The 11,096-nt window shown below is 59.6% G+C and carries 10 protein-coding genes and 4 pseudogenes; 5 read left to right on the top strand and 9 right to left on the bottom strand.

Annotated elements, in window-relative coordinates; genetic code table 11:
- A pseudogene (locus tag PQQ51_RS33770) lies at window positions 1–209 on the top strand (IS110 family transposase); the annotation flags it as partial.
- Between the two features lie 475 nt (window positions 210–684).
- Here the strand turns inward: PQQ51_RS33770 and PQQ51_RS33765 are convergent.
- Window positions 685–855, bottom strand: a complete 171-nt coding sequence (locus PQQ51_RS33765) for a hypothetical protein (protein WP_165936778.1) — start codon at window positions 853–855, stop codon at window positions 685–687.
- Between the two features lie 115 nt (window positions 856–970).
- Window positions 971–1,111: pseudogene (locus tag PQQ51_RS33760) on the bottom strand (IS6 family transposase); the annotation flags it as partial.
- On the opposite strand from PQQ51_RS33760, the pseudogene PQQ51_RS34480 reads away from it, so the two are divergent.
- A pseudogene (locus PQQ51_RS34480) lies at window positions 1,097–1,291 on the top strand (IS6 family transposase); the annotation flags it as partial. The pseudogenes PQQ51_RS33760 and PQQ51_RS34480 sit on opposite strands and share 15 nt — an antisense overlap.
- 156 nt (window positions 1,292–1,447) lie before the next feature.
- On the opposite strand, the gene PQQ51_RS33755 reads toward PQQ51_RS34480, so the two are convergent.
- The 5 genes from PQQ51_RS33755 to PQQ51_RS33735 all read right to left on the bottom strand — a co-directional run bounded on the left by PQQ51_RS33755 (window position 1,448) and on the right by PQQ51_RS33735 (window position 5,655).
- Complete coding sequence (locus tag PQQ51_RS33755) at window positions 1,448–2,254, bottom strand: SDR family NAD(P)-dependent oxidoreductase (protein ID WP_408501532.1); 807 nt, start codon at window positions 2,252–2,254, stop codon at window positions 1,448–1,450.
- A complete protein-coding gene (gene yghU, locus PQQ51_RS33750) occupies window positions 2,251–3,129 on the bottom strand; it encodes a glutathione-dependent disulfide-bond oxidoreductase (protein ID WP_408501531.1) in 879 nt (292 codons plus the stop codon). The genes PQQ51_RS33755 and yghU overlap by 4 nt, the downstream gene beginning before the upstream one ends.
- A gap of 29 nt (window positions 3,130–3,158) precedes the next feature.
- A complete protein-coding gene (locus tag PQQ51_RS33745; RefSeq protein ID WP_408501530.1) occupies window positions 3,159–3,863 on the bottom strand; it encodes a glutathione S-transferase family protein in 705 nt (234 codons plus the stop codon).
- A gap of 322 nt (window positions 3,864–4,185) precedes the next feature.
- Window positions 4,186–4,839 carry a peroxiredoxin-like family protein gene (locus PQQ51_RS33740; RefSeq protein ID WP_408501529.1) on the bottom strand — a complete coding sequence of 218 codons (654 nt, stop codon included), beginning with the start codon at window positions 4,837–4,839 and terminating at the stop codon, window positions 4,186–4,188.
- Window positions 4,840–4,977: 138 nt separating this feature from the next.
- Window positions 4,978–5,655: a peroxiredoxin-like family protein gene (locus PQQ51_RS33735; protein WP_408501528.1), complete on the bottom strand. Its 678-nt coding sequence runs from the start codon at window positions 5,653–5,655 to the stop codon at window positions 4,978–4,980.
- 95 nt (window positions 5,656–5,750) lie between these two features.
- Between PQQ51_RS33735 and PQQ51_RS33730 the strand changes: the two genes are divergently transcribed.
- The 3 genes and pseudogenes from PQQ51_RS33730 (at window position 5,751) to PQQ51_RS33720 (ending at window position 9,557) form a co-directional block, all read left to right on the top strand.
- A complete protein-coding gene (locus tag PQQ51_RS33730) occupies window positions 5,751–6,674 on the top strand; it encodes a LysR family transcriptional regulator (RefSeq protein WP_408501527.1) in 924 nt (307 codons plus the stop codon).
- Window positions 6,675–7,126: 452 nt separating this feature from the next.
- Window positions 7,127–7,594: pseudogene (locus PQQ51_RS33725) on the top strand (DDE-type integrase/transposase/recombinase); the annotation flags it as partial.
- A 376-nt stretch (window positions 7,595–7,970) separates the two neighbouring features.
- Window positions 7,971–9,557: a methyl-accepting chemotaxis protein gene (locus PQQ51_RS33720; protein WP_408501526.1), complete on the top strand. Its 1,587-nt coding sequence runs from the start codon at window positions 7,971–7,973 to the stop codon at window positions 9,555–9,557.
- A gap of 147 nt (window positions 9,558–9,704) precedes the next feature.
- On the opposite strand, the gene PQQ51_RS33715 is transcribed toward PQQ51_RS33720, so the two are convergent.
- Window positions 9,705–10,085 (bottom strand): hypothetical protein, encoded by a 381-nt coding sequence (locus tag PQQ51_RS33715; RefSeq protein WP_408501525.1) that lies wholly within the window; start codon window positions 10,083–10,085, stop codon window positions 9,705–9,707.
- Between the two features lie 16 nt (window positions 10,086–10,101).
- A complete protein-coding gene (locus PQQ51_RS33710; protein ID WP_408501524.1) occupies window positions 10,102–11,010 on the bottom strand; it encodes a LysR family transcriptional regulator in 909 nt (302 codons plus the stop codon).
- Between the last annotated feature and the right edge of the window lie 86 nt (window positions 11,011–11,096).

The following is an 11,096-nucleotide window of genomic DNA, read 5'->3' as shown; positions in this document are numbered from 1 at the left end:
TGTTGATCCACGGTGCGCGCTCAGTGATTTGCGCCTTCCAGCGCAAGAAGGACAAGACCAACGGCTGGCTGGCAGCGCTGCTGGCGCGGAGAAATCCCAATGTGGCTGCCGTTGCGCTAGCCAACAAGAATGCGCGCATCGTGTGGGCACTGCTGGCTCACGACCGAGAGTTCCGGCCCGGCTACACGAGCGCCCAGGCGAGCGCGTAACCGGGTCGGCCGCCCAAATCTGAAAACAGCAATCAAGCAAAGGAGATTCAAACCACCGATTGCTCAGGCGATCAAGCAGTGATGGCAAGACAGGTCAGACCGTGGTCGATCAAAACCCGACGCAACCAACGCACGATTGCAGTGCGCCCAACTGATTGGGACTCGACCAGCGGATTCCATCAGGGACCGGCAGGCATGCGCCTGACATTGAAGTCCGGATGCATGGCTGCAATCTATGCCTTCAAACCATCACCAATGAGAGCTTGGCAAACCGGGGGCGTCCATGCATGGTTGCGGGTTTCGAGCGTGATGGGCCGTAGGATGGTTGTGAGAGCCCGCGAGCAATGATGAATGGTGGTGACCAGACGTGAGGTGCGAAGATGTGAGTCATTTTGCGAATTCGTCGGCATGCTGCAAACGAGCGCAACCACGGCGCGATGAGCCGCGAGAATACACGGGCGTCCGGTGCGCGAGCTTAACCGCGGCAGTAGTGCCACAAATTGATTATCGTGTAGGCAAGCGTCTTCAACGTGTAGCGAACCTGACTGATGCGCTCGAAGCGAAGCAGCAGACGCCGAAACTTGTCTTCCCAGCCGAACACGCGCTCGGTGGTGCGGAAGCGCTCCTCGAAGATCACCGCGTCCAAGTGCCGTTTTCGGCCGCGCTTCGGTGTTTTACGGCCACGTCGGTTTTCGGAGATATTGGGGGTTCTGTCGCGATAATTCCGTACTGGTGATCGAGCGTGAAATTAGAACGACTGCTTACATAATCAAGTAGTAAAATTTCTCGACGACAAATTGATGAATCCCATGCTCCGTTTTCATCTGTCCTTTCCTGATCATATGCATCGTTTCGATGCCAGACAGGATGATGCTGGCATAACGAAAATCCTTGAAGACCATCGCAACATCAAGTCCCAGACGAAGGTCATGCTTGGCTTCAAGCTGTTCAGGGGCGCAGCGCACATGATTTCAGGCATCGAGTTGATGCATCGCACTCGCAAGGGACGGTTCAATCTCGCGACGCTCAACATCAAAGACGCCGCTACACCGACCGTTTGGAATGCAGTCCTGTCGGATTAACAAGACATCCTCTAAAAATCAACCTTGTTGACTATCTCCACTATTTGCACCGGAGCCGCCGCACCCGGCTGGGGGTTCCCGCTCAGACGATTGTGCGCCAGTCTTCGTTCAGAACTCACCGTATTGAAATCCATACCCGGTTGCGATCGCCTCTGTTCAAATGGCCGAGTGATCCTTCACTGCGTCCTCCAGCGCCGGCTTTAGCCCGAGGAAGCGCTCGTCGACGGAGGCCGGATTGTCGCGATTGAGCGCGATCATCTGAGCCCGCGCCTCGCCGCCGCGGATCACTTCGAAAGCATCGGTCTCAACTCCCTCGATGATGGCATCAGCGACGGCGGAAGCCGGCTCTCGCGAGAAGCCGAGTTCGGGGCCAGCACGATTCGACTTCATCATCGGCGTGTCGGTCCCGCCCGGATACGCAGTCAGCACATGGACACCTTCGCCCTTGAGTTCGCGGCGCAGCGCCTCGCCAAAGCGGGCAAGACCAGCCTTCGTGGCGGCGTACGTTGCGTAGAACGGCGCTCCGATCAGCGCGATGCCAGAGGCGACATTCACGACCATAGCGTCGCCGCTCGCCCGCAGAGCCGGCAGGGCGGCGCGGGTCAGCATGATCGGCGCGACAAGATCAACTTCGATCATGGCTCGCAGCTCGGCTTCGGGCGTGTTCTCGAGGCGTCCAGCCCTGACGCCTCCGGCGTTGTTCACGAGGACGTCGAGGCCGCCGAGCGCGTCGAAAGCCTGCTTGATCGTCGCCGCGCGGCCATCGGGCGCCGCTACATCTGCAGCGATGCTCCAGACGGACGAGCTGGCGCGGTGAAGCTCTTCGAGCGCCTTCTCAAGAACATCGGGTCGCCGACCGCTGATGACGACTTTCGCACCCTTGGCGAGGAAGGCCCTCGCGAGTGCCAGGCCGATACCGCTCGATCCGCCCGTGATGAGGACGCGCTTGCCTTTGATGTTCATGGTCGTGCTCCCGTGAGCTTGTCCTGGGTCCTGGTGTTGAAATCGGCGGCGTCGTGACGCTCGCGAAGCTGCTCCGATGGATCACCGCTCATGCGGTTGACCATGCGTCCGCGCTTCACGGCGGGGCGCGCGAGGATGGCGTCGGCCCATCGCTGGACGTTTTTGTAGTCCTGCACCGACAGGAACGCCGCGGCGCCGTACTGCCATCCCTTGGCCAGTCCGCCGTACCAGGGGAACACCGCGATGTCGGCGATGGAGTAGTCGCCACCGGCGAGGTATTCGCTCTCGGCCAAGCGCCGGTCGAGCACATCGAGCTGCCGCTTTACCTCCATGGCAAAGCGGTCGATCGCGTACTCGATCCTGGTCGGCGCATAGGCATAGAAGTGGCCGAAACCGCCTCCCAGATACGGCGCGCTGCCCATTTGCCAGAACAGCCAGTTCAGCGTCTCGGTCCGGGCCGCGATGTCCTTCGGAAGAAAGGCGCCGAACTTCTCCGCGAGATACAGCAGGATCGCGCCTGACTCAAATACGCGTATCGGCTCCGGCTCGCTGCGGTCCAACAGCGCCGGAATTTTAGAGTTCGGGTTGATCGCCACGAAGCCGCTGCCGAACTGATCGCCGTCGCCGATCTTTATCAGCCATGCGTCGTACTCGGCACCGGCGTGGCCGAGCGCGAGCAGTTCCTCGAGCAGGATCGTGATCTTCACGCCGTTCGGCGTAGCCAGTGAGTAGAGCTGTATCGGGTGCCGGCCGACCGGCAGCTCCTTGTCGTGCGTCGGGCCAGCAATCGGTCGGTTGATATTCGCAAAGGTGCCGCCGTTGGGCTTGGTCCAGCTCCAAACCTTCGGGGGCGTATAGTCGATGGAATCCGTCATGCTCGTCTCCGAAATCGCTTGAGGCTGGTTCACGCAGCCGGGGGATAGTTGGACGAGAAGAGTGCGTGCCTGGTCTCTTCGTCATTGACCCTCTCGAACGGGTGGTCCTTACCGACATCGCGCGCCCGGGCCGCCGCCGGCCTCGCATCGACCACCTCGAAGAGGCGCTTAAGGTTCGGATACGGGCCAAGCGGATTCTCGGCACCCATGCGCACGCGCGATACCCGGTCGAGCCAACCCCAGGCAGAAATGTCGACAATCGTATAGGTGTTGCCGACAATATAAGCCCGACCTTCGAGATGATCGTTCAGAACCTGGTAGTGGCGTTCGGCCTCGCGGCGATAGCGGTTCACCGCATAGTCAAGACCTTCCGGCGCGGCGAACTGGAAGTGGACGGCCTGGCCCGAGAACGGCCCTAGACCGGAGGCGAGGAATAGCAGCCAGGAAAGCAGTTCGGGCCGATCTTCCGGGGAACCGAGGAACTTGCCGGTCTTTTCGGCGAGGTAGATCAGGATCGCCGTGGAGTCGAAAATGCGCACTTCCTTTCCGCCAGTCCCGTCTGTGTCGACAATCGCCGGCACCTTGCCGTTGGGGTTTATCGCGCGAAACGCCAGAAGGTGCTGCTCGCCCTTGCTGGTGTCGACCGGGATCGCTTCATACGGCAACTTCGCTTCTTCGAGAAAGAGGGCGACCTTTGCCGGGTTGGGTGTGGGATGGAAATAGAAGCGGATCATGGGCGTCTCCGTCAGGTTTTCGGAACGGTTGGCACGATGGCCGGCGAAGTGGGCTTTGAAACGACAAGCACCCCACCCCGAGGACGGCGATTCCGAGTGACGCGTATTTAGTCAGCGAAGGTGTCTCGCAACGAAGCGCGGTGACACCCCAAATTCGTAGCTCATGGATGACGCTGAATCGCGTCACGACGAACCCGCCGGAAACGATCGTGACCGCACGCGCGGCCCAGACGAATCCGACCCACCGTCGGTGCGAGAATTGACCCCGCTCAAGCTCCGGGTCAGCCGCCGCTATAGTTGACACTTCGCCGATCGCCATCGATCAGACCGATTGGAGCGATTTCAAGGACGCAACGATGGCATTGGGTTCTAGCCGCTTTCGATAGTCGACCTCGATGTGAGCGAGTGAAACGCGGCCGTCGACTGCGATGACATAGGTGGCGGGAACGGGAAGCTCCCAGCTCTCGTCCCCGTTTATCGCGGGCAAGGCTTTGTTGTTTGACCGAAGTGCCGCGCGCACTTCATCTTGCAACGTATAGACGAGCCCGAAACCGCGCGCGACAATGTTGCCGACGTCGCTAAGCACATCGAAGGTCAGGGCATTGGTCTCAGCGGTGCTCAGTGAGCCGTCTGGAAGCTGTGGCGAGATCGCGACCAAGCGAGCGCCGAGCGAGGCCACTTGCGGCAAGATAGCCTGATAGGCCCGTAACTGAAAATTGCAGTACGGGCACCACCCGCCCCGGTAGAAGGTGACGACGACCGGTCCGCGCACCAGCAGTTTGCGCAACGAGACTGAATTCCCGCGAGCGTCGGTCAGCGAAAAATCCGGCGCATCGTCGCCAACCCCAACTGCCCTTTTTAGGCAGAAGCTGGCGCGCAGTTCTTCGATCTTGGCTTCGTAGAGGGCGGAGCGTCCAGGCGCCGCAGTACGCGCGAACTCGGATTTAAAGGTGTCAAGCTGTTCCTGCAAGCTCATCGAACTTATCCTTATGCAAGTCAATTGCGGGGGGGGCAGTTCCGGTCGGTAGCAGTCGGCTGAGCGCCTTTAAGACGATGCCGCTGCAACAGTCGGGATGCTGCCTTTCGGTGAGCGCGCGGCCCCGTGGTCTGGGCATCAGCCCGCCGCGGTCATGCGCAGCTTGTCGAGTATCGGAAGGACTTCCGATGGATCGGGACGCTGCGTATAGTCCGGATTGACCTCCCCGTAGGCGATGAAGCCATTGCTGCCGATGACGTACCGCGCCGGCATCGGCAGCACCCAGGCCGGATCATCGTTGAACGCCGGCAGATCGTTCTTAAAGCCCTTGTAGAGTTCGACAAGGTAGTCCGGCAGCGAAAACCGCAATCCGAACGCTGCGGCGATGCGGCTCTTCTCGTCACGCAGGATCGGGAAGGTCAGCTTGTTGTCGCGCTGAGACTTGCGGCTGTTGAGTGCCGTCTGGGGCGAGATGGCGATAACGCTGGCGCCACGCTTCTCGATCTCCGGTGACGCCGCCTGAAGGGCCTGGAGTTCCAGGTTGCAGTAAGGGCACCAGATGCCACGATAGAACGAAACAACCAGTGGGCCTTTCGCCAGAAGCTCCGCTGAAGAAACCACGTGGCTGTCGGGATCCTTGAGCGTGAACTCCGGCGCCTTATCACCTGCCTTTTTTGCGTTGAGCGCCTGACCGGAGGCAATCAGTTCCGCCGTGGCACGATGCATGATGTCGAGTGCGTCCGGGCCTGGTTTGTAAGCGAGCTTTCCGCCTTCAAAATCAGCCTTAAAGGCATCCAAACGGTCTTGAAGAGACATGTATGCGTTCCTTGGGTCGCTAACGAATCAATTATGGTCCATCCCCCGGTCCGCGGGTATGCTCAGGGAATGGACAACATTTATCCAATTATCAAATGAATGATCGGCTCCAAGAATTGACTGTCTTTGTGCGGGTGGGCGAAAGCGGCAGCTTTACCCGTGCCGCCCACGACATGAACCTGTCCCAGCCCTCGGTATCGCGGATCATTGGGGAGTTAGAGACGCGGCTGGGCGTGAAGCTTCTGCTTCGCACCACGAGACGACTTACCTTGACGACGGCGGGAGAGAAGTTCCTCGAAAGGGCGCGAGACGTCCTCGCCGATCTGGACGAGGCCGAGGACGCTGCACGGGGCATCGACTCGCTGCGCGGCGCCATCCGCGTGGCGCTGCCAGTGGTTTTCGGCGTGCGTGAAGTGATCCCGCGCCTGCCCGAATTCCTGGCGCGCTATCCGCTGCTGCGAATGGAGCTTCGCGTGTCCGATGCCTATCAGGACCTCGTCGCGGAAGGGGTGGATGTTGCAATCCGGCTCGGCAGACTTGTGGATTCGACTTTCGGCGCGCGGAGACTTGCGACACTACCGAGGTTTGTCGTCGCCGCGCCATCGTATTTGCAAGCGCACGGCATACCAAGACGCCCGGCCGATCTGGCAAACCATGACTGCATCTTCGGACCGAACGGATTTGGCCGGGAGAGCTGGATCTTCAAGCGGCGCAACACGATCATTTCGGTTGACGTGACTGGCCGCATCTACACGGACTCGGGGCCCGGTCTCTACGCCAGCACGGTCGCCGGCCTTGGCATTGCTCAGGCTTCCGCCGCCATGTGCGGAGCGGAGTTGCGGTCAGGTACATTGGTGGCCCTGCTGACTGATTACACGCTGGAGCCGGTGGACGTGCATGCCGTCCTTCCTGGCGGGCCCCGCCCTTCGACCAAGGTGCAGGCGTTCATAGATTATCTGACGACGGCGCTCAACGCCGGGTCGCTTGCGTCCGCGAGTGGAGTAATAGGCAGGGCGTAGTCGAGCTATTTCCCTGCCTCCCTTCCCGGGTATCGAGAACTGGCGCGCGCACCGGTAGGCGCCGGTGGTGGCAGTGTCAACCTGCGGGACTTCGTCGATCGCGATTGTGCGAGGCATTGTGGCTCAGGAAGCATTCGACGGAGTTTGGGTGTCTACGCCGACCGAAAATTCAGCCACATGTAGGGATCGCGCCGACTGAAAATTGAGCCGGGCAATCAACCTATCCTGCTAGTTTTTCTGGCAGGGTGTTTGGGGATGATCCCGATGACGATGATTGGCAAGGCGCGCCGAAGACTTCCTGTGTTCGCTCCTTCTAAAGCTTACCGCGTGCCTCAATACCGATGTCCGTATGCCGAAGTTTAACGGCGTCGATCTCACGTTTAGTGTTCGGGAAAAGGATGCCCGGATTGCAGTAGTTCCGGTGAAGGCCGCGCGGCACAAGCCCGGTAGCACATGGCACCGAACTCGACATCCTGGTGCAGAAGCGGCACGATAAGGCCGCCGCCAAACGCTTCTTCAAGCGGCGCCCCGTGCCGCGCAAGATCGTCACCGATCTGTTGCGCAGCTACCCAGCGGCCAAGGCCGAAATCCCGGAACTGGCGAACGTAAAGCAGGTATTCGTCAAAGCTGCTGCCCTGCTCTACAACCACGCCGAGAACAGCCACCATCCGACACGTGAGCACGAGCGTCGAATGCATGGCTTTCGCGACCCAAAACGCACACAGCGATTCCTCTTTTGCTTCGGGCCGATCAGGCAAAATTTCGCGCTCAAGCGGCATATGCTGCGAGCTTCATTTTATCGCAATCAGCTTGCTGCTCGGTTCGTCGCTTGGCGCGAATTCGCCGAAGTCACTCAAAATCCGTCGATCGCTTTCTGGCCAATCGTCACACTGGCCGTCGTACCGTGTCACTCCCGGTAAGTTATCAAAGCCGTCAAATCCAATCCCAGATTAGCTTGTCTCATTCCCAAATCGTCGCAGTCATCGGCTTATTTAACAACCCAATCGAGCACGATTTATGCATCTTCCCTAGATATTCCACTCACATGAACTATTTTTTGGGGCTGGTATTGCACGGTGTTCGCCGACAATGGAATAGAGCCAGCGTTGCTAACGTTTAGATCGATGACGTTGCCGCTAGATCACCGCCCCGAAAATTGCTCTCAAGTTTTCCTGGCCACATCCGTAAACCGGTCGATAAGCTTGCTTTAAGGTAGCGCGTCGCGCGTTTTTCCGACCATAACCCATCGGCACTCCTCCACACCACAGTTGCCGAAGATCAAAACGAGAACAACCTATGACTATCGTTCGACGGCTGGTGGTGACGCTCGGGGTGGCGTTGCTGGCGCTGGCTTTTGTGGGGAGCTACGGGCTCTTTCAACTTAACGGGTCGTTTCAGCGCATAGAGGGCCTTGAGACTCACACGATCCCCGGCCTGAAATCGATCTCCATGACGCTCGACGATGTCGCCGACATGCGGCTGAACGTGTACCGCTATGTGGTGGATGGAATCGACGACGCGAGCCGCAGCGAGATCGAACGGGAAATTGACGATGCGGATAAACGCTTCGATAGCCACATCGCCGACTATCAGTCGCGCGGCGTGTCCGACGCGACCGATCAAACGATGCTGGATGCGGACCGGACGCACATTGCTGCGTATCGCGCCGCGCGCACGAGCTTCTTCGAGAGGATCCGGGCAGGCGACAAGGACGGCGCGCTCGCCATGCTGCATGACGGCGGCGCGGTGCATACGGCTGCGGTCGCGTTGAACAGCGGCTTGCACGGCCATCTCAACTACAACATCGAACGCGGCCAGGCGGTGCGTCAAGAAAACGCCTCGGCTTTCAAGATGGCGTTTGGCCTGATGCTGGTTATCGTCGTGGGCGCGTTGCTCTTGACGGGCGTGTTTGGGAGCCAGCTTTACCGGTTGATCAGTCGTGGCCTTGGCCGCCTGCAGGACACGCTGCAGAGAATCAGCACGTCGCTGGATTTGTCCCAGCAGACGCAGGTTGAGCGCATGGACGAAATCGGCCACACCGCCGTTGCGTTGAACAGCTTGCTCAAGCGCATGGCAGGCGTCGTGGCGGAAGTCAGGGTATCGAGCGACGCGGTGGGTGTCGCTTCGAAGCAGATCGCCGCGGGCAACATCGACCTGTCCGCGCGCACCGAGCAGCAAGCCGCTTCTTTACAGGAAACGGCGGCGAGCCTCGGCGAGTTGACGGCCACAGTTCAGGGGAACGCGGACAACGCGAAACAAGCGAGCGCGCTGGCGGTGAACACGTCCCATATCTCCGACGAAGGCAATCTGGCCGTCGAGCGGATGGTTGGCACGATGAACGAGATCGCGTCGAGTTCCGCGAGGATCGCCGAGATCACCACGCTGATAGAAGGCATCGCGTTCCAGACGAATATTCTCGCGTTGAATGCGGCCGTCGAGGCGGCGCGAGCCGGGGAACAGGGGCGCGGCTTCGCGGTGGTGGCGTCGGAAGTGCGGAGCCTGGCGCAGCGCTCGTCGGTGGCGGCGAAGGAGATCAAGGATCTGATCGAGCGCTCCGTGACGACCATTCAATCGGGCTCACGTCAGGCTGAAGAGGTCGGGCGCACGACGGCGGAGGTGCAGCGCGCGATCAAACGGGTGGCGGACATTGTCGGCGAGATTGCCGCGGCGTCCGATGAGCAAGGTCACGGGATCGAGCAGGTCAATCAGGCTATTGGCCAGATCGATGAAGTCACGCAGCAGAATGCGGCGCTGGTTGAAGAGGCGGCTGCCGCGGCTCAATCGCTTGATGAACAGGCGATCCGATTGAGCGGGACGGTGTCGGTGTTCACGATCGAGGCGGGGTCGACTTACAGGTCATCGGCCGTGTCAGTGTTTGCCTGAGAGTGATGATTCGTTATGGCAATGTCAACTTGACGCGAGTGTGACCGAATGACCAGGCCCTAGCCTCACGGTTCGCTGTCTGGCGCGAATTCACCGAAGTACCCAGAAATCCGTCGACCGCTTTCTAAACGTTCGTCATACCTGCCGTCACAACCAGCAGGTCCAGATAAAAGCAGCAGAGAGCGCAACAAATGATGATAATTGTTCGGATAACTTATCGTATCGGGTAGCCACGCGTAGGAATTGGTTGATGCGACAGAAGAACCGTTCGACCAGATTTCGAGAGGCATACAGATGTTCATCCAAAGGACGTTGCTCAAGACGATTGGCGCGACTGGGGGCCGCCGGGAGACACCCCTGATCAAGCGAAGCAAGTTCTCGCTTCAGCGCGATCCAAGCAGCCACTCTTTCCGTATCTGCAACTGGCGGCATTTCCAATGTGCGACGCCACCAGGCCCAGCGGTAGCGTTGTGTTAGAGCCGAAGGAACAGCGTCCAATGGATAAATGCCGTAGAACTTGATCGGCATCTGTTCCCGTCGTTTCCTACTCTTCAGTTGTGTTGAAGCGCGTCGCGTTGCGGGTGAGTTCACCTGACGCATACGACACAAATGCGCTGACTGCCGAAGGAATATGTCTCCGACTTGGGAGCACCACGTAGACGTCGCCCGCCTCGCGGGAAAGCGTGGGCAATACGCGAAGCAAGCGCCTCGCCTGGAGATCGGGTGCGACGACAACTTCTGGGAGCATCGTGATACCCAGACCGGCCAGCGCTGCCCGCAGCACGGCACGCGCCGTGTTGGCCGAGAATCGCCCCGATATCCGGATGTCGCTGCAGCCGTCCAGGCGCCAAACAGGAGGAACGGATGACCGCGTGGTCAACGGTATGCAGTCGTGATGGAGCAGGTCATCCGTGTCGATCGGCGCGCCTCTCTCTTGTATGTACGAAGGGCTTGCGACCAGAATGAAGCGTTGCCTGAGAATCTTTCGTGAAACGGAATCGGGGTCAAGTGATTGTCCTGCTCGAAACGCCACATCGATCCCCTCAGAAATAAGGTCGGCGGCTTCGTCGCTTAAGACGAACTGGAGCCTGACCTGCGGGTGCGCGTTCAGAAAGTCCTTGATCCAGTCGACCGGGAAGGCATCGAAGAAGCCGGCAGGCGCGGCAACCTTGACTAGGCCAGACGGCGTCCGAGTGTCCACCATTGCGTCCTGTCCCGCCAGCGTTAGGTTAGTCACCGCAGTTTCGCAGCGCTCGAAAAAATTCCGGCCGGCATTGGTCATGCCCAGCTTGCGCGTCGAGCGATGTAGCAGCCGCACTCCCAAGCGGGTTTCCAATTGCGTGATATGGCGGCCGATGGTGGCAGGCGGAATCCCCAGCCGTCGCCCGGCTTCGGCGAAGCTGCCCACACGCACCACCTCCACAAAGGTCGCGATTTCATTGAGGTCAAGCATGGAGAATTATGTGCAATTTTGGTTGAGTATCAAATCATTCAACCATCTTATCAAATAACACATGTGCGCATACTCTCAGCAACTAG

Source organism: Paraburkholderia xenovorans, assembly GCF_046030735.1.
GTDB classification, from domain to species: Bacteria; Pseudomonadota; Gammaproteobacteria; order Burkholderiales; family Burkholderiaceae; genus Paraburkholderia; species Paraburkholderia xenovorans_A.
This window is presented reverse-complemented; position numbering and strand designations above follow the sequence as displayed.